General features: G+C 67.5%; 12 protein-coding genes. 7 read left to right on the forward strand and 5 right to left on the reverse strand.

All coding sequences use genetic code 11. The features are described from left to right. Nucleotides 1-73: 73 nt before the first annotated feature. Complete coding sequence (locus ACRB8A_RS07680) at nucleotides 74-1,366, forward strand: RNA polymerase sigma factor (protein WP_050685726.1); 1,293 nt, start codon at nucleotides 74-76, stop codon at nucleotides 1,364-1,366. 193 nt (nucleotides 1,367-1,559) lie between these two features. Here the strand turns inward: ACRB8A_RS07680 and ACRB8A_RS07685 are convergent, their stop codons facing one another. Continuing rightward, entirely contained in the window at nucleotides 1,560-1,781 is a 222-nt protein-coding gene (locus ACRB8A_RS07685) for a DUF7455 domain-containing protein (RefSeq protein ID WP_050685727.1), read from the reverse strand. A gap of 255 nt (nucleotides 1,782-2,036) precedes the next feature. On the opposite strand from ACRB8A_RS07685, the gene ACRB8A_RS07690 reads away from it, so the two are divergent. After that, the gene (locus tag ACRB8A_RS07690; protein WP_432245909.1) at nucleotides 2,037-4,145 is read left to right on the forward strand and encodes a DNA gyrase/topoisomerase IV subunit B; all 2,109 of its coding nucleotides are present in this window, start codon (nucleotides 2,037-2,039) and stop codon (nucleotides 4,143-4,145) included. Nucleotides 4,146-4,237: 92 nt separating this feature from the next. On the opposite strand, the gene ACRB8A_RS07695 is transcribed toward ACRB8A_RS07690, so the two are convergent. Both ACRB8A_RS07695 and ACRB8A_RS07700 read right to left on the reverse strand, forming a co-directional pair. Beyond that, nucleotides 4,238-5,221 (reverse strand): M56 family metallopeptidase, encoded by a 984-nt coding sequence (locus tag ACRB8A_RS07695; protein ID WP_432245910.1) that lies wholly within the window; start codon nucleotides 5,219-5,221, stop codon nucleotides 4,238-4,240. Between the two features lie 6 nt (nucleotides 5,222-5,227). Then, entirely contained in the window at nucleotides 5,228-5,611 is a 384-nt protein-coding gene (locus ACRB8A_RS07700) for a BlaI/MecI/CopY family transcriptional regulator (protein ID WP_050685730.1), read from the reverse strand. 259 nt (nucleotides 5,612-5,870) lie between these two features. On the opposite strand from ACRB8A_RS07700, the gene ACRB8A_RS07705 reads away from it, so the two are divergent. Genes ACRB8A_RS07705 through cydC form a run of 3 tightly spaced genes read left to right on the forward strand, consistent with a single transcriptional unit; the run spans nucleotide 5,871 to nucleotide 12,253 of the window. Next, complete coding sequence (locus ACRB8A_RS07705; RefSeq protein WP_432245911.1) at nucleotides 5,871-7,472, forward strand: cytochrome ubiquinol oxidase subunit I; 1,602 nt, start codon at nucleotides 5,871-5,873, stop codon at nucleotides 7,470-7,472. Nucleotides 7,473-7,488: 16 nt separating this feature from the next. Continuing rightward, a complete protein-coding gene (gene cydB / locus ACRB8A_RS07710; RefSeq protein ID WP_285241831.1) occupies nucleotides 7,489-8,538 on the forward strand; it encodes a cytochrome d ubiquinol oxidase subunit II in 1,050 nt (349 codons plus the stop codon). 1 nt (nucleotide 8,539) lies between these two features. Beyond that, a complete protein-coding gene (gene cydC / locus ACRB8A_RS07715; protein ID WP_432245912.1) occupies nucleotides 8,540-12,253 on the forward strand; it encodes a thiol reductant ABC exporter subunit CydC in 3,714 nt (1,237 codons plus the stop codon). Here cydC and ACRB8A_RS07720 read toward each other — a convergent pair. Then, nucleotides 12,250-12,768, reverse strand: coding sequence for a DinB family protein (locus ACRB8A_RS07720; protein WP_050685734.1), 519 nt, complete (start codon nucleotides 12,766-12,768; stop codon nucleotides 12,250-12,252). The two genes, cydC and ACRB8A_RS07720, sit on opposite strands and share 4 nt — an antisense overlap. Nucleotides 12,769-12,990: 222 nt before the next feature. On the opposite strand from ACRB8A_RS07720, the gene ACRB8A_RS07725 reads away from it, so the two are divergent. After that, a complete protein-coding gene (locus ACRB8A_RS07725) occupies nucleotides 12,991-13,800 on the forward strand; it encodes a GNAT family N-acetyltransferase (protein ID WP_432245913.1) in 810 nt (269 codons plus the stop codon). Nucleotides 13,801-13,859: 59 nt separating this feature from the next. Here ACRB8A_RS07725 and ACRB8A_RS07730 read toward each other — a convergent pair whose 3' ends face one another. After that, entirely contained in the window at nucleotides 13,860-16,394 is a 2,535-nt protein-coding gene (locus tag ACRB8A_RS07730; protein ID WP_432245914.1) for a DNA gyrase/topoisomerase IV subunit A, read from the reverse strand. A 73-nt stretch (nucleotides 16,395-16,467) separates the two neighbouring features. Here ACRB8A_RS07730 and ACRB8A_RS07735 point away from each other — a divergent pair, with 73 nt between their 5' ends. After that, a complete protein-coding gene (locus ACRB8A_RS07735; RefSeq protein WP_285241834.1) occupies nucleotides 16,468-19,152 on the forward strand; it encodes a bifunctional GNAT family N-acetyltransferase/acetate--CoA ligase family protein in 2,685 nt (894 codons plus the stop codon). The last annotated feature ends 9 nt before the right edge of the window (nucleotides 19,153-19,161 follow it).

Consider the following 19,161-nt stretch of genomic DNA (forward strand, 5'->3'; position numbering starts at 1 on the left):
TCACGGACTTGACAGGGTCATAGTGGTGTTGCCCGTATGGCGATTCCACAGACCACCGCTAGAAAGGTTTTCTGTGACCCCGTCTTCCACGAAGAAGGACCCCGCCGCCCAGGACGAACTGTCCGCTGAGGAGAAGCAGGCGGCTACCAACGCCAAGCGGGCAGCCACTCGTGCGGCCAACAAGGCTGCCGCCGGCGAAGCCGGTCCTGACGGCAAGCGCGAGCCCAAGAAGCGCGGCCCGAAGCCCGGAGCCAAGGCCGCTGCCGGAAAAGCTGCAGATGACGACGCCGATGACGCCGACGACGCTGACCAGGATCCGGACGATTCCGCACTGGAAGGTGCCGACGCAGCCGAGGACGACACTGCCAAGGCTGCCGCACCCACGGGCAAGGGATTTGTCTACTCGGACGCCGACGACGACGACGCACCTGTCCAGCAGGTTATGTCCGCCGGCGCCACGGCCGACCCCGTCAAGGACTACCTGAAGCAGATCGGTAAGGTGGCGCTGCTCAACGCGGAGCAGGAAGTTGACCTTGCCCTCCGCATCGAGGCAGGCCTGTTCGCCGAAGAGAAGATCAACGCTGACGACGGCGCCATGGACCCGAAGTTCAAGCGTGAGCTCGACTTCATCATCCACGACGGCAAGCGCGCCAAAAACCACCTCCTGGAGGCAAACCTCCGCCTGGTGGTCTCCCTGGCCAAGCGTTACACCGGCCGCGGCATGCTCTTCCTTGACCTCATCCAGGAAGGCAACCTGGGCCTGATCCGTGCGGTGGAGAAGTTCGACTACACCAAGGGCTTCAAGTTCTCCACGTACGCCACCTGGTGGATCCGCCAGGCGATCACCCGCGCCATGGCCGACCAGGCCCGCACCATCCGTATCCCGGTGCACATGGTGGAAGTCATCAACAAGCTGGCCCGTGTCCAGCGCCAGATGCTGCAGGACCTGGGCCGCGAGCCCACGCCCGAGGAACTGGCCCTGGAACTGGACATGACGCCGGAAAAGGTCGTCGAAGTCCAGAAGTACGGCCGCGAGCCCATTTCGCTGCATACGCCCCTGGGCGAGGACGGCGATTCGGAGTTCGGTGACCTGATCGAAGACTCCGAAGCAGTTGTTCCCGCTGACGCGGTGAGCTTCACGCTTCTCCAGGAGCAGCTGCACTCGGTCCTGGACACGCTTTCCGAGCGCGAAGCCGGCGTGGTGGCCATGCGGTTCGGCCTCACCGACGGACAGCCGAAGACTTTAGACGAAATCGGCAAGGTCTACGGCGTCACGCGTGAGCGTATCCGGCAGATCGAATCAAAGACCATGTCCAAGCTCCGCCACCCGTCACGGTCGCAGGTGCTCCGGGACTACCTGGACTAAGCAGCAAAAACAGCGGGGCCGTCCCCCGGTCGGTCAGCCAACGGCTGCCGGCCGGGGGACGGCCCCGCTGTTTTGTTGGTGCAGGGTTCCGCGGGATGCTGCAACACCTGGACGTTTATGGACCTGGACGTTAAAGCACTGTGGCCCCTCAGGTGAGGGGCCACAGTGTTGGCTTGCTGGGTTGGAGAGCGACTTAGTCGACTTCCACCACTGCCTTCTGGTGGAGCCTGGACGTCTCGTCATGCCAGTCGGAGCTGAGCGGCTTGAGCGTTGCTTCGACCGCGCGGGCATGGTGGCCGCAGAAGAGCAGCTCACCGCCGGAGGTTTCAAGAACAACCCGGACATATGCCTGTGCTCCGCAACGATCGCACCGGTCCAGTGCATTGAGTGTGCGGTCTGCCACTGCTGTTGTCATGTCGGCCTCCTTAGTAGTTCAGTACGTCTATATAACCAGTATTCGTAACAAAACCATCGCAAGGATGGGGCAAGTTCGCTGTCCGCGTATCCACAAGGTTCCCTCAAGACCTCCGTGCGGCAACCCCGCGACAGGCCCGTGGCAGGGCGCACAGGCGGCGTCCAGTGTGGCAGCCGACCGTCCCGGCCGGGCCCGGCTAGGCTGGAGGAAGCGATCCCCGCGCCGGCCTTTTCTCCCCGAAGGAGCTCATTTCCCGTGGCACCCAGTTCTGATTACACCGCCCGGCACCTGTCTGTGCTGGAAGGCCTGGAGGCCGTCCGCAAGCGCCCCGGCATGTACATCGGTTCGACGGACTCACGCGGCCTTATGCACTGCCTTTGGGAGATCATCGACAACTCAGTGGACGAGGCCCTCGCCGGGTTCGGCCACGACATCAGGATCATCCTGCACGCCGATAACTCCGTGGAAATCCACGACGACGGCCGCGGCATCCCCGTGGACAAGGAACCGAAGACGGGCCTCACCGGCGTCGAGGTCGTTTTCACCAAACTGCACGCGGGCGGCAAATTCGGCGGCGGATCCTACACGGCGTCCGGCGGCCTGCACGGTGTGGGCGCTTCGGTGGTTAACGCGCTGTCCTCACGCCTGGACGTGGAAGTGGACCGGGGCGGGAAGACCTACAAAATGTCGTTCCGCCGCGGCGAGCCCGGACGCTTCAAAGACACGGGATCGCGGATCGACCCCGAGGCAACCTTCGGCCCGTTTGTGGATGGCTCCGTCCTGGACGTGGTGGGCAAGGCCAAGCGCGGCGTCACCGGAACCAGGATCCGTTACTGGGCGGACCGGCAGATCTTTACCCCGGACGCCAAGTTCTCCTACGACGAACTGGCAGCCCGGGCCCGGCAGACCTCATTCCTGGTACCCGGCCTCAAACTCACGGTGCGTGACGAGCGCAAAGTCCCAGGCACGCCCGGCGAGTCCGGACCCCACGAGGAAGTATTCCACCACGACGGTGGCATCTCGGAGTTTGTGGAATTCCTGGCCGCCGACCCCGCGGTGACTGACGTGTGGCGGCTGCACGGCTCCGGCAAGTTCAAGGAAACCGTTCCGGTCCTGGACGAGCGCGGCCACAGCCAGCTCGCCGAAGTGGAACGCGACTGCGAAGTGGACGTGGCCCTCCGCTGGGGGATCGGCTACGACAGCACGGTGCGCAGCTTCGTCAACATCATTTCCACGCCCAAGGGCGGAACCCACCAGTCCGGTTTCGAGCAGGCGCTTGTTAAGACCTTCCGCAAAGCGGTGGAAACCAACGCCCGAAAGCTCAAGGCGGGCAACGACAAGATCGAAAAGGACGACATCTTCGCCGGCCTCACGGCTGTCCTCACCGTCAGGCTGGCCGAGCCGCAGTTCGAAGGCCAGACCAAGGAAATCCTGGGCACCTCTGCTGTCCGCGCCATCGTGGCCCGCGTGGTGGAACGGGAGATCGCCGCGAAACTGACCTCAGCCAACCGCAACGACAAAGCCCAGTCGGCGCTGCTGCTGGAGAAGATCGTCAGCGAAATGAAGTCGCGGATTTCCGCGCGCGTGCACAAGGAAACCCAGCGGCGCAAGAACGCCCTGGAAACTTCCTCGATGCCCACCAAGCTTGCCGACTGCAGGACGGACGACGTCGAACGCTCCGAACTGTTCATTGTGGAAGGCGACTCGGCCCTGGGCACCGCCAAACTGGCGAGGTCCTCCGACTTCCAGGCGCTGCTGCCCATCCGCGGCAAAATCCTGAACGTCCAGAAGGCTTCCGTGGGCGACATGCTCTCCAACGCGGAGTGCGCAGCCCTGATCCAGGTGGTGGGCGCCGGGTCCGGCCGCAGCTTCGACATCACAGCTGCCCGCTACGGCAAAGTCATCCTGATGACCGATGCCGACGTGGACGGCGCGCACATCCGCACGCTCCTGCTCACCCTGTTCTTCCGGTACATGCGCCCCATGATCCTGGAGGGCCGGGTCTTCGCCGCCGTCCCGCCGCTGCACCGGGTCGAGGTCATCAACGCCGGGCAGAAAGCCAACGAGATGATCTACACCTACTCCGAGGCGGAACTGCACGTCCTGTTGGCCAGGCTGGCCAAGGAAGGCAAGCGCTACAAGGAGCCCATCCAGCGGTACAAGGGCCTGGGGGAGATGGATGCCGAGCAGTTGGCGGAGACCACCATGGACCCGCGGCACCGCACCCTCCGCAAGGTGGGGATCGAGAACGCCCAGCAGGCCGAGGAGATCTTCGACCTGCTGATGGGCTCGGACGTGTCGCCACGCAAGGATTTCATCATCGCGGGTGCGGCCAGCCTGGACCGGGAACGCATCGACGCCTGAAGCGCGTCGAAGGGCGGCAGGAGCGTCTCCCGCCGTCCAATCGAGGCCGTCCAATCGAGGCCGTCCAGTCGAGGCCGTACTCTCGACGCCGGTCAGCCCAGCAGGCCGGGCACCACCAGTAGCGCCGTGGGCAAGGCGAGCAGCAAAACGCAGCCGGCAAGCACCACGGCGCGGACAGGGCCGGGCAGCTGCGGCTGCGGTGACAGCAGGCGGCTGACCCGGGACGCGGTGGTGCGGGCGGAGTCCGAGCCGCCCGCCGGATCAGCCCCGCCAAGCGCCAGTCCCGGGTTGCCCGGCTGCACGTCGGAGGCGCCGGGCGCCTTGGCTGACCCGCTGGCCACGATGGCGATGGCCTTGATCAGCGTGGCCTTGCTTTCGGATTTCAGGGCCACGTCGTCGGCCAGCATCTCGATCAGCGAGTTCACTGCCTCCTGGGCCAGCCGGGTGGTGGGAAGCCACGGCAGTGCTTGGCGCCAGGCCGCGAAAGCCCACAGCAGGAGGTGGTGCCGCTGGCTGAGGTGCGCGTTCTCGTGGCTGAGTACGGCGCGGAGCTCGGCCGGTTCCAGGGCTGCCATCAGGCCGTCGGAGAGGACGGTCACGGAGCGCGCCCCGCCGGGCAGGCAGTAGGCCACCGGTGAGTCGTGGCTGATGACCAGGGTTGCGGCGTCCTGCCCGGACGGTGAGGCCAGCAGGGCCAGCAGTTCCCGGTGCCGCCGCCGCTGGCGCTGGATCCGGTAGTACGTCAGGAGCAGGGTAAAGACCAGGTGGGCGCTAAGCAGGGCGGCCGCGGAAAGCGCGAAGATATGCCAGAAGCCCAAGGCTGTGGTGGGGGCGTTGTAGAGGACCATCCCGGCCAGCGACCGGATGCCCGCAATCAGGTTCTCGCCGATGGGCTCGAGCCCGTACACCAGCATGGCGCCGATCATCGAAAGGCCACCTGCCAGTGCGATCGCCTGCCACAGGAGCATGGCCGTGAACGGCGAACGCGCAGGCCAGTGCGCCCGCGACAGCAGGATGGGCACGGGCCAGGCCAGCACCAGCGCCAGGACAGCCAGCAGGTACGAGGCCCAGAACATGGTCTGTTAGAGGTGGCCGAGCAGTTTGCGCAGCGTTTCGGCTTCGCCTTCGGTGACGGAACCGATGAAACGGGCCAGGACTGCCTCGCGGTCCGGGGCCGAGCCTAGGACCTCGTGCATCAGTTCGGCGGTGTGGTCCGCACGGCTGGATACGGCCTGGTAGCGGTGCGGGCGGGTGCCGCGTTCGCGTTCCACCAGGCCCTTTTTCTCCAGCCGGGACAGGACGGTCAACACCGTGGTAACGGCGAGTTCCTTGGCCTCGTGGCCGGGTCCCACCTGCGCGGCGGACATACGTGCCAGCCGGTCCCGGAGGGTATTGGCAGTGGCTGCTTCCTGGCCCGCCCAGAGCAGGTCCATCACTGCCCGTTCAAGTTCACCAAGACTTGCCATCGCTCTTTATTCCTTTAGTTTCCCCGCACCGTCCGCTTAGTGCAGGCGGTGACTGTGCTGCTGAATTTGTTGCTGCTCCAAATTTACCCCGAATCGCCAGTATTTTCTACGTGGAGTAGAACATGTGGCGCGCCGCGGGGTGGCGGGCCATCCTTAGGGGGACGGATCGTTTTACAGCACCTCCGGCATTGTTCTACACTCTGTAGAAGTAAGAGTTCTACGAGATGTAGAAAACTCGCTCCTGACCTTAGGGACTGCCTTGGACGCCTTGGAAATCGCACGCTGGCAATTTGGTATCACCACCGTCTACCACTTCATGATGGTGCCGCTGACCATCGGCCTGGGCCTGGTGGTGGCCGTCATCCAGACCGCCTGGCACCGAACCGGAAAGCCCGAGTACCTCCGGATGACCAAGTTCTGGGGAAAGCTCTTCCTGATCAACTTCATCATGGGCGTGGCCACCGGCATCGTCCAGGAATTTCAGTTCGGGATGGCCTGGAGCGAATACAGCCGCTTTGTGGGGGATGTCTTCGGCGCCCCGCTGGCCCTCGAAGCCCTCCTCGCCTTCTTCGTCGAATCAACGTTCCTGGGACTCTGGATCTTCGGCTGGAAGCAGCTTAAGCCGGCAGTGCACCTCGCCTGCCTGTGGATTGCTGTGGTGGGCTCGGTGTTCTCCGCCTACTTCATCATTGTGGCCAACAGCTGGATGCAGCACCCCGTGGGCGTGGAAATGGTGGATGGCCGGCCGGTGATGACCGATGCCTGGGCCGTGTTCACCAACAACACCGCCATGGTTGCCGTACCCCACACCATTTTTGGTGCCCTGGCCGTGGCCGGCGGCTTCCTGCTAGGGATCGCCTGGTACCACCTGTGGCGCCGGCGCCGCGACGGCATCGACACCATCGGGGCTGACGGCAAAGTCATTCCCGGCGAAGCTCCCAGCATTCCGGGCCGGGACCGTGCCGACCACGCCGTGTGGACCCGCAGCCTGCGCATCGGTGCGGTGGTGGCCATGATCTCGTTCGCCGGCACCGCGATCACGGGCGACCTGCAGGGCAAGCTGATGTTCGAACAGCAGCCCATGAAGATGGCAGCCGCTGAGGCCGCCTGCCACGACGGCACCGGGTTCTCGGTCCTGAGCATCGGTAACCTTGGCGCCCAGAACTGCGAGGACATCGTGGCCGTCATCGAGGTCCCCGGCATCCTGTCCTTCCTGGCCAAGGGCGACTTCACCACCGAGGTCAAGGGCGTCAACACCCTGCTCCCGGAATACCAGGCCAAGTACGGCACCAACCTTCCGGACAACCCCATCTACGGCGAGCGCGCCGGCCAGGAAATCGACTACCTTCCCGTCATGGAGGTCACCTACTGGGGCTTCCGGATGATGATCGGCTTCGGCAGCCTGGCCGCCATGGCAGCGTTTGCCGCCCTCTGGATCACCCGCAAGGGCACCGTTCCCGAATCAAAATGGCTGATGCGGCTTGCCGTCTTCGGCATCCTCGCCCCGTTCGGCGCCAACGCCGCCGGCTGGATCTTCACCGAAATGGGCCGCCAGCCCTTCGTCGTGGCACCCAACCCGGACCCCAACGGCATCGACCAGGTGTTTATGTTCACCGCCGCCGCCGTCTCACCAGGGGTGTCCGCCGGGGAACTGCTGGCATCCCTGATCGCCCTGAGCGCCGTCTACGCCGTCCTCCTGGTGGTGGAAGTGAAGCTGCTGGTGAAGTACATCCGCGGCGGGGTGGTCTCCGCGATGCCGGAACTGGGCCACACGCCGTCGGACGACGACGCGGACGGCACCTCCGGCGCCGGCGGCCCGGGCAACAAACCCGACCACGACGTCCTGGCCTTCGCCTACTAGGAACGGGAAAGAAGACATGGAACTGCTCCCCACCATCTGGTTCATCGCCATCGCCGTCCTCTGGACCGGCTACCTCTTCCTCGAAGGCTTCGACCTCGGGGTTGGCATGCTGATGAAGCTGTTCGCCCGCAACAACACCGAACGCCGTGTACTCCTGAACACCGTTGGCCCCGTCTGGGACGGCAACGAGGTGTGGCTGCTGACCGCCGCCGGTGCCACGTTCGCGGCGTTCCCGCTCTGGTACGCCTCGCTGTTCTCCGCCCTGTACCTTCCCCTCCTCGTGGTGCTGCTGGCGCTCATCTTCCGGGCCGTGGCCTTCGAATACCGGGGCAAGGTGGACACGGACTCCTGGCGGTGGCGCTGGGACTGGGCCATCGCGCTGGGCTCGTTCTTCGCCGCCTTCGGAGTGGGGGCAGCCCTGGCACTGACCACCACGGGGCTCCCGCTGAATGCCAACGGCGACCGGGTGGGCGGGCCGATGGCCTGGTTCAGCGGCTACGCCATTCTGGGCGGCCTGGCCGTAGTGGGGTTCGCCCTGCTGCACGCCCTTGCCTTCCTTGCCCTGAAGACCGACGGCGACATCCGGCACCGCGCGCGGCAGTGGTTCGTCCGGCTGCTCCCGGTCCTGCTGCTGCCCATCGCCGCCTGGGCCGTGAGCGTCCAGGTCCTGGACGGCAAGGCCTGGACCTGGGCCGCCGTGCTGCTGGCAGTTGCCGCCGCCTGCGCCGCCTGGCTGTTTGCCCGGCGCGGCGCCGAAGGCAAGTCGTTTGCTGCCATGGGGCTGTTCCTGGTCCTGGGCACCACATCCATTTTCGGTGCCGTGTTCCCCGTGGTGCTGCCGTCCACCCTGGACAGCGCCTTCGACCTGACCATTTCCAACGCGTCCTCCTCGGACTACACCCTGGGCCTGATGAGTATTGTGGCCGCCGTGGGACTGCCCTTGGTGATCGCCTACCAGGCCTGGACCTACTGGGTGTTCCGCCGCCGGGTGAGTGCCGACCACATCCCTACAGCCCATAGCTTCCTGCCGGCAATCGCTGCCCGTGCCTTCACCACCAAGGGCTGAGATGCGGCCCAGTTTCCCGTCGGGTCCCGCCACCCGCAGCGCCATTTACGTCCTGGGCGTCCTTGCTGCCCTGAAAGCCCTCGCACTGGTCTTCATGGGCCAGGCGGTGGCATCCATGCTTGCCGGCCTTGCGATTGGAAACCCGGACTGGGCCAGCCAACTGCTGCCCGGCCTGGCCGGGGTGGTCCTCCGCTCCCTGACAGTCTGGGCACAGGCGGTGGCTGCCCGACGGGCCGCACTGGGCATCAAGGAGGAACTCCGGGCCGGGCTCCTGGCGCATGCACTCCGCAACGGCACGCGCACCAGCGGACCGGCGGACGGTGGCCTCGCCGTCCTGGCCACCCGGGGCCTGGATGCCCTGGACAGCTACTACACGCAGTTCCTGCCGGCCCTGGTGAACTGCGCTGCCCTTCCGCTGCTGTTGGGTGCCCGCATCCTCTTCGCGGACTGGGTCAGCGCCGTGGTGATTGTCCTGACCGTGCCGCTGGTGCCGCTCTTTATGGTCCTGATTGGCCGGTACACCGAGGACAACGTCCGGGAGGCGCAGTCGTCCCTGACGCGGCTGTCCGCACACATGCTGGAACTGGCCAAGGGGCTGCCGGTACTGGTGGGGCTGGGCCGCGCCACAGCCCAGCGCCAGGCCCTCGAGGACATCTCGGAGGAGTACCGTTTCAAAACCATGGGGACCTTGCGCACCGCGTTCCTGTCGGCGCTGGCCCTGGAACTGATCGCCACCATTTCGGTGGCCGTGGTGGCAGTCTTTATCGGTGTCCGGCTGGTCCATGGTGGCATGCCGCTGGAAGCAGGCCTCCTGGCCCTGATCCTGGCCCCGGACTGCTACCTTCCCCTGCGGGAACTGGGCACCGCCCACCACGCCAGCGACGACGGCCGCGTGGCACTGGCGGAAACAACCAAAGTCATGGACGCCCCCGAGCCCGCGCCGCTGGCCCCGACGCCCGCACCCGCCGGTCAGCCTGGCACAAGCCTCAACGGCGACGCCGCCTCCGCTGGGGGGCGCACCGCTGACGCGCTGGCGGCAGCTGCACGGACCCCTGCACGGACCCCTCCACTGATCGTTGACGCGCTGGCCGTCACGTACAGCGGCCGGAACCGGCCCGCGGTGGGGCCCCTGACGTTCGCAGTCCCGCAAGGCCGGATCACGGCCCTGGACGGCGCCAGCGGTAGCGGCAAGAGCACTGTGCTCGGCGTCCTGGCAGGAACGGTGGGAGCCGGTGCCGGAACCACCATCACCGGCAGCCTCACCGGCCTGGACCGCAGTGCGGTGGCCTGGGTGCCGCAGCACCCCGTGATGGTGGCAGAGACCGTCCTCGACGAGGTGCTGCTCTACCTCGGGGCCGATCAGATCCAGCACACACGGCCCGATCAGGGCGCCGGGGAGCAGACCCGACCCGATCAGGCAGGGCCCGATCAGGCAGGGCCCGATCAGGCAGGGCCCGACCAGGCCCACCAGGCGCAGACCGGCCGGGAAACGGCGCCCATGGTCCGGATAGCCCGGGACTGCCTGGACCGGGCCGCCGCAGGCCACCTGGCCGATAAGCACCCGGCCGAGCTGAGCCCGGGCGAACTCCGCCGGGTGGCCCTGGCCCGCGGGCTGGCCCGCATCGAGGCCGGCGCCACCTTGCTCCTCCTGGACGAACCCACCGCACACCTCGACGAAACCTCTGCCCTTGCGGTCGAGGACGCCATCGCCGGGCTCCGCGGCCGCGTCACAGTGATCCTGGTTGCCCACGAAGAACGCACCAGGGCGCTCGCGGACCAGCTGGTACCTGTTGGACCTGAGGGAGTTACAGCTGCGGGAGGCGTGACTGCTGCGGGCATGATTGCTGCCGGCAGGGCGGGCGGCGCGGCAGTAGGACTGCCCGCTGCCCGGAACCACACCGCCACCGCCCTGCCTGCCGCGGCACAGTCCGGGACATCTGCTGCAGGGTCCACGGCCGATTCACCTAATGCTCCACCGGCGTCGTCAGCCACACACGATCCAGAATCGCAGGGCGCGTCCCGGCTCCTGGCAGGCCTGCTCCGCCCCGTGCAGGGCAAATCCGCCGCCGCAGCAGTGGTGGGCACCCTGGCGGCCGTCTTCGCCGTGGCCCTCTCCGGTCTGTCCGGCTGGCTGATCATCCGGGCCAGCGAACAGCCCCCCATCCTTTATCTGCTCACGGCCATCGTGGGTGTGCGGTTCTTTGGGATCGGCCGGGCGGTGCTCAGGTACTGGGAGCGGCTGCTGCTGCACGACGCCGTCTTTGCCGCACTCACCCGCCTGCGCGGCCGGCTCTGGGAATCACTGAGCCGCCGTGCCCTGTCCCTGCGGCGCCTGCTGCAGGGCGGGAACGTCCTGGGCACGGTGATTGACGACGTCGACACCATCCGGGACCTCCTGCCCCGCGTGGTCCTGCCTCCAGTCACAGCAGTTGCGGTGTGCGTGCTGGCGCTGGTTACCACCGGCCTGACGGTTCCTGCCGCGCTGCCGGCGGTTGCGGCGGTGGCTGTGGTCGGCCTGGTGCTGGCGCCGGCGGTTGCACTGTGGGGTGACCGGAAATCCGCCACCACCGAGCAGCTCCTGCGCTCCGGGGTGCTGCGCCGTATTTCGGCGGCATTGGATGCCCGGGCGGAACTGCACGCCAATGGCGTGGCACCCCGCGTCCTGGCCGCGCTGCGCGGGCAGGACCGGGATGCCACGGCGGCCGCCCAGCGCTCGGCTTGGGCGGAGGGCCTGGGCCACGCCATCACCACGGCCGGCTGCTGCGCCGCCGCGCTGGCCACGGCGTGGCTGGCGGCGCCGGCGGTCCTGGCGGGAAGCCTCGCGCCGGAAGTTGCCGCCGTCGTGATCCTGCTCCTGCTGGCGCTGGTGGAACCGTATGCGGCCATGACGACGGCGGTCCGCCAGTACCCGGCCCTGCGTTCCGTGCTGCGGCGCGTGGGGGAGTCCGGTGCGCTGGCTGCCGGGGCGCCGGGCAGTGCCCCCGACGATGCGGACGGCCTCCTCAGAGTCCCTGCCCGCGAGGGTGGTGTCCCCGGAGTGGAGCTGGCCAACCTGGCAGCAGCCTGGCCCGGCGGCGCACCGGTGTTTGCCGGCCTCTCCGTCACCGCAGGCCCCGGCCGCTGGCTGGCCGTGACAGGACCGTCGGGCTCGGGAAAGTCCACGCTGCTGTCCGTATTGCTCGGCTTCCTGCCCGCAGTGGCAGGCAGTGTCCGGGTCACCGGCCGGGTGGCCTGGTGCCCGCAGGAGGCCCACCTGTTCGACTCCACCATCCGCGGCAACCTGCTCCTGGGCCGCACCGGCTCGCAGGCTCCGGAACAACGGGACCGGGCCGTCGACCAAGACCTGGAGGCCGTGATCCACTCGGTTGGCCTCGCCCGGCTCCTGGAACGGCTTCCTGCCGGGCTGGACACCCGGATCGGGCCCGGGGGAGCCTTCCTCAGCGGTGGCGAACGCCAGCGGCTGGCCGTGGCCAGGACGCTGATGACCGGGGCTGAGGTCATCCTGCTGGACGAACCCACCGCGCACCTGGACGCCGAATCGGGCGCTGCCATGCTGGCAGACCTCCGGGCGGGACTGGCCGGGCGCACGGTGGTGCTGGTGACGCACGACCCCGCCGACATTTCCCCGGACGATGCCCGGCTGGAGCTATCCCGGCAACGTGACGAGGCGGCGCTGGTGCCGGCAGGCGCTGGGCGGATTAAGCCGGGGGGCTAGCCGTCCACGTCGTGGAGGTGGTGGACCACGTCGTGCAGGAAGTACTGCGAGAGGGTCAGTACCGTGAACTTGGAGCCGTTGCTTCGGGTTCCGGTGCGGTCCCAGTCGGATTCGCGGACAGCAGCGAAGGCATCCGCCACCTGCCGGCCTTCAGCGGTGAGTTCGGCGCTGACCACTGCGGGATCAGCGTTGGCGTAGTCGCTGTCGATGGCGCTCTGGTCCTGGTCCCAATTCGCGAACAGGGGGTCATCAGAGCCCATCATCAGGCCAAGCCGCTGCTCAAAGACGGAGAAGACGTCGCGCACGTGGCAGGCGTACTCCAGGGCGGACCAGGTCGTTTCGTTGGGACGTTCTGTGGCGTCGGGACGGCGCAGCACCGCCCGCCAGCGGGGCAGCATGCTTTCGATGCTGCCGGGGACGGTGGCGGGGGTGGTGGATGCGAAATCGAAGGTGCACTCGGGACACGGCCGGGACAGGACCCAGGTCCAGTCCTTTTCATCAGGAACGATAGGCATGGGAGCAGTCTAAGCGGAGAGCTGTCCTGCTGCCGCCCGTGTCCACCAACGCGTCACGGAACGCCCGGAACCGGTCCGGGCACGGCGGGGACAGCCCGGGTAGGCTGGGGTTTTCGGCTGGCTGGGCGGTATAACAGCGCTGGCTGCCGGGACGCAGATCCGGGGGATGATGGGAATATACATGGGAAGCTGGCTGCTGGCGTCCGGCCGGAGGCTGCAGTGATGGCCGCATCGCACGCTTCAACTGCCGCGGCCTTCCTGGCTGCCTATGATTCGCAATTGCGCACGGACGCGGAAGTGGCCGGCGCCCTGTCCGTCACGCCGCTCGGGCCTCTCTGCCTGGCAACGTTCGACGGCGGCCGCGGGTTCGTCACGTACGCGGACCTGGGTGGGGCAGGGGCAGCCCGCATCGCCGATTGGGTGGACCTGGCCTTGGCCCATTTCCGGGCGGACCCCCGCGTGGACGCGGTGGAATGGAAGACCCGAGCCCACGACGCCGCACCCGGCCTGCACAGCGCCCTGCTGGAGCAGGGGTTTGTGCCGGACGACCCCGAATCCATCATGATTGGTGCGGCCACAGACCTGGTGGCCGACGTCACCCTGCCTCCCGGCGTCCAGCTGCGCAGGATCACGGCGCCGGCAGACGTCCGGGCCGTCAGCGCCTTGCAGGACATCGCCTTCGACGGTGAAGTCTCCGCCGTGCGGGCAGAGGACCTGCTGCGCAGGCTGGAATGCCGCGACGGGACGGAACTGTGGGCTGCCGAACACCAGGGCAGCTTTGTCAGCGCCGGCCGGCTGGAACCCGTGGCGGGAACCGACTTCGCCGGGATCTGGGGCGGAGCCACCCTGGCCGCCTGGCGGGGCCGGGGCATTTACCGGGCGCTCACGGCGGAACGGGCCCGGTCCGCGCTGCGGCTGGGCAAGACCTTGATCCACAGCGATTCAACCGGGTACTCACGCCCCATCCTGGAACGCTACGGGCTGCTCAAGGTCTCCACCACCACGCCCTACAACTGGACGCGCGAAGCCTGAGCCGGCTGGGCAGTGGCCACCGGGCCGCCGGGCTCCCGGGGCCCAACAGCCGCAGCACATCAGCTGTCCGCTCCGGCTTTCGCTTCATCGCCTGGAGCTTCCCAGGCCATGGCAGGTCCGATCGCGTCCACGGCCTGGGACAGCGGGATGCCGGAGCCGTCCCGCCGGCCATGTTCCTGCGGCAGCGACCTGGCCACGCCGGCCAGGGACGACGCCTTGGCCGGACCATGGCCCGCCCACGCCATCAGCATGGTGTCCTCACCCTTCAGGAACCGGTGTGCCCGCACACCCGCGGTGGCGCGGCCCTTCGCCGGGTATTCGGCAAACGCCGTGACCTTGGCGCTGCCCGGCGCTGTGCCGGGCAGCGCGCCGGTGGTGCCCGCGATCGTCACCACCACGGCAGCCGCATCGCCGGGCTGTACCGCACCGAAGAACAGCACCTTGTCGCCGGCGGCCAGTTTGATGCCCGCCATGCCGCCGGCGGTGCGGCCCTGCGGCCGGACCACGGCTGAGGCGAACCGCAGCAACTGGGCCTGCTGCGTCAGGAAGACCAGGTCGACGTCGTCCGTTCCGGCAGGCGCCACGCCCACCACGGTGTCCTTGTCCTTGAGCGCGATGATTTCCCAGTCCTCCCGGTTCAGCGGGTAGTCCGGCTGGACGCGCTTGACCACACCCTGGACCGTGCCGATGGCCAGCACCTCGTCTAGGGGCGCGAAAGCCACCAGCGCCTCACCCTTCAGGAGCGTGATGAAGTCCTTGGCGGGCACACCGCCGGCCAGGTTGGGCAGGCCGGACATCGGCGGCAGCACCGGCATGTCCATCACCTGGAGGCGCAGCATGCGGCCCTGGGAGGTGATGGCGGCGATTTCGCCGCGGGCCGAGGTCTTCACCACGGAGGCGAACACGTCGTGCTTGGCGCGGGGACCGGCCTCGGCCAGGGGTTCCTGGTTGCTGGTCCGGGCGATCTGGCCGGACGCGGTGAGAATGGCCCAGCAGGGATCGTCCGCGATTTCGAGGGCCAAGGGAGCGGCCTTGCCCTTGCCGGCGACGGCGGCCAGTTCCTTGGCGACGGTGGGGGACACGGCCTCGGATTCGAGCAGCACCGTGCGGCGGGGCGTTCCGTGCTGCTCGGCGATCTCTGCCAGCTCATCGGAAACCAGGGTCCGGAGCCGCTCCTCGGAGGCGAGGATGGCTTCGAGTCCGGCGATTTCGCGGCGCAGCTCGTCCTGTTCCTTTTCCAGCTCGATGCGGGAGTACTTGGTGAGCTGGCGCAGGCGCAGTTCCAGGATGTAGTTGGCCTGGATCTCGGAAAGGTCGTAGATGGACATCAGCCGGGTCCGGGCGGCCGCGGCCTCATCCGAGGAGCGGATGATCTGGATGACCTCGTCAATATCCACAATGGCGATGAGGAGGCCCTCCACCAGGTGCAGGCGGTCCTTCTTTTTGCCCAGCCGGAACACCGTCCGGCGGCGTACCACGTCGATCCGGTGGTTCACGTAGACAGTGAGCAGCGGGACCAGGCCCAGCGTCTGCGGCTGGCCGTCCACCAGGGTGACGTTGTTGATGCCGAAGGAATCCTCCATCGGCGAGTAGCGGTACAGCTGCTGCAGGACGGCGCTGGGGTTGAAGCCGTTCTTCAGCTCGATGACCAGGCGCAGGCCGTGCTTGCGGTCCGTCAGGTCAACGATGTCGCTGATGCCCGTCAGCTTCTTGGCGTTGACGGCGTCCTTAATCTTTTCGATGACTTTTTCCGGGCCCACCATGTACGGCAGCTCCGTGACCACCAGGCCGGTGCGGCGGGCGGAAAGCTGCTCCACTTCCACTTTGGCCCGGGTCTTGAAGGAGCCGCGGCCGGTGGCGTAGGCGTCCCGGATGCCGTCCAGGCCCACGATCCGGCCGCCGCTGGGCAGGTCCGGGCCGGGCACAAACCGCATGATCTCATCCAGCGTGGCGTCCGGGTTCGCGATCAGGTGCCGGGCTGCCGCGATGACCTCCACCAGGTTGTGCGGGGCCATGTTGGTGGCCATGCCCACGGCAATGCCGGTGGCCCCGTTGACCAGGAGGTTGGGGAACGCCGCGGGGAGCACTTCCGGCTGGGTGAGCTGGTTGTCGTAGTTGGGGACAAAGTCCACCACGTCTTCGTCGAGGTGGTTGGTGAGGGTGAGGGCCGCCGCCGCGAGCCTCGCCTCGGTGTACCGCGGAGCTGCCGGGCCGTCGTCGAGCGAGCCGAAGTTGCCGTGCCCGTCAATCAGCGGCAGCCGGAGCGAGAAGTCCTGCGCCATCCGGACCATGGCGTCGTAGATGGCAGTGTCGCCGTGCGGGTGCAGCTTGCCCATCACCTCGCCCACCACGCGGGCGCTCTTGACGTGGCCGCGGTCCGGGCGCAGGCCCATGTCGCTCATCATGTAGAGGATGCGCCGCTGCACCGGCTTGAGCCCGTCCCGGGCATCCGGGAGGGCCCGCGAGTAGATCACCGAGTAGGCGTACTCGAGGAACGATCCCTCCATTTCGGAGGTGACATCGATGTCAACGATGTTTTCCGTATAGGGGGAGTTGTCCTCCACTGCAGGGGTGGAACTTTGGCGGCGGGCCATGGGGTTGGTGCATCCTTTGGGGTTACTTGCGGCAATCGGGTGTGCTGCGGAAGATTTTGGCTAGGCTAAGCCTATGGTGGATCAGCCCGGGGACGGCGAATATCCGGAACATTGGGAAGCCGATGTCGTCCTGCGGGACGGCGGGACGGCGCACCTGCGGCCCATCCACCCGTCCGACGCCGACGCCGTCCAGACCTTCCACACCGGCCAGTCCCGCGACTCAATTTACATGCGGTTCTTCGCGTTCAAGGCCAGGCTGTCCAGCAAGGAACTCAAACGCTTCACCGAAGTGGATTACCGGGACCGGGTGGCTTTTGTCATCACCATCAGCAACGAAATCGTCGGGATCGGCCGCTACGACCGGCTGGATGATCCTTCCGATGCGGAGGTGGCGTTCAATATCTCCGATGCGCACCAGGGCCGGGGAATCGGTTCCATCCTGCTCGAACACCTGGCGGCTGCGGCCAACGAGAACGGGATCAGGCGCTTCAGCGCGGAAGTCCTCCCGGAGAACCGCAAGATGCTGATGGTGTTCTCCGACGCCGGGTACGACGTCAAACGGCATTTCGACGACGGCGTCGTCAGCCTCGGGTTCGACATCGACCCCACGGAACGGTCCCGGGGCGTTATGGAGGCACGCGAGCACCGCGCCGAGGCCAGGAGCGTCCAGGACCTGCTGACGCCGTCGTCCATTGCCGTGATCGGGGCCAGCCGCAAATGGGGAACGGTGGGCTACCAGCTCCTCGAGCACATCGTTGAAGGCGGGTTTGCGGGGCCGGTCTACGCCATCAACCCGGAAGCCCTGGAACTGGCGGGCATGCTGTCCTTCGGGAAGCTGTCCGAAATCCCCGGACCGGTGCAGCTGGCGGTGATCGCCGTCCCGTACGAGGAAGTACCGGCGGTGGTTGCCGAATGCGCCGCGGCCGGAGTGAAGGGCCTGGTGGTCGCGTCGGCAGGATTCGCGGACGACGGCGAACGCGGCCTCCTGCGGCAACGGAACCTGGTGCGCCAGGCACGGGCCAGCGGCATGCGGGTGATCGGTCCGGCGTCGCTGGGCATTGTGAACACGCACCCCACGGTCTCGTTGAACGCCTCCATGGCCCCGGCCCTGGCGCTCCGCGGCGGCCTGGGACTGTTCAGCCAGTCCGCGGCGATCGGCGTCGGCCTCTACGCCGCGTCCAGCCGGCGCCGGCTGGGCCTGTCCACCTTCCTTTCCGCAGGGAACAGGGCGGACGTCTCCGGTAACGACATGATGCAGTACTGGGAGGACGACGCCGACACCTCCGCCGTGGGCCTGTACCTGGAGTCGATCGGCAACCCGCGCAAATTCTCGCGCATCGCCCGGCGGCTGGCGCGCAATAAACCCGTCATCGTGGCCAAGTCGGACGCCATGGGGCTCAGGCTGCCGCCCGGGCACACCGTCCGCACCACCCAGGCGCCCGCCGGTGCGCTCGATGCCATGCTCCGGCAGTCCGGGGTGATCCGGGTGGAGACCATCGAGGAACTTGTGGACGTGGCGCAGGTGGTGTCAGGGCAGCCGATGCCCGCCGGTCCGGGACTGGCCATCTTCAGCAACTCCATGGCGCTGGGCAAGGTGGTTGCAGACAGTGCCGAAGCCCACGGGCTGGACGTGGCAGCGCTGGTAACGGACGTGGACCTCGACGCAGGCCAGTCGGTTGCGCTGCCCGCGCTCCGGGCTGCGTTGTTGGCTGCTCTCGCTTCCGACGGGGTCCACGGCGTTGTTGCCGCGCTCCTGCCTGCCCGCGGGCTGACGGTGGACGCCATCGCCGGGGTCCTGGGTGAGTGCTCAGCCGCAGCCGGTAAACCCGTGGTGGCTGCCTTCACCGGAATCCTGGACGCCTCCGTCCAGGTGGAGGGCATGGTGGGGGCTGACGGGCTGGCCGTCCCGTGTTTCTCCAATCCAGGCGCCGCTGTGGCCGCGCTCGCGGCCGTGGCCCGGTATTCGGAGTGGGTGTCCAAGGACCACGGGCACTTTGTTGAACCCGAGGGCTGCGATCCCCGCCGGGCAGCCGCTGAACTGGAGGTCCTGCTCCGGGATGTTCCGGGGGAGCAGCTCAAGACGCTGGACCCTGCCGCAGCTGCATCGCTGCTGGGGCATTACGGGATCACGGTCCTGCCGTCCTTCGGTTTTGATTCGGCGGCCGAAGCCATCGAAGCGGCAGATGCCCTCGGCTGGCCGGTGGCACTGAAAACCACCGAACCCTCGCTGCGCCAACGGCTTGACCTGGGCGGGGTGCGGCTGGGGATTGAGGACGCGGAGTCGCTGCGGCAAAACCTGGTGCAGATGCGCAGGGCTCTTTCCGCGTATGGCGATCCTGCCCTGGAAGTGCAGAGCATGGCGCCGGTGGGCCAGGCCTGCACCTTCCGGGCCATTGAGGACCCGCTGCTGGGGCCGGTGATTTCCTTTGGGCTGGCCGGAGACGCGGTGAACCTGCTCGACGACTGGGCGCATCGGGTCCCGCCGCTTTCCGCGGCCGACGTAACAGAGTTCATCCGTGCGCCAAGGGCGGCCCGGAAGCTGTTCGGTTACCAGGGACTGCCGGCGGTGGACGTTGCGGCTTTGGAGGATCTGGCGGCCCGGCTGGCCTGGCTGAAGGACAACCATCCCGGCGTTGCCCTGGTGGAGTTCAACCCGGTGCTGTGCGGAACTGCGGGGGCCACCATCCTGGCTGCCGACGTCCGGATCGGCAACGCCGCACGCCGCACGGACAGCGCCCGGCGGGCCATGCTGGGCTGAGGCGGTTAG

The sequence above is a fragment of the Arthrobacter sp. G.S.26 genome (assembly GCF_050847375.1).
Lineage (GTDB): Bacteria > Actinomycetota > Actinomycetes > Actinomycetales > Micrococcaceae > Arthrobacter.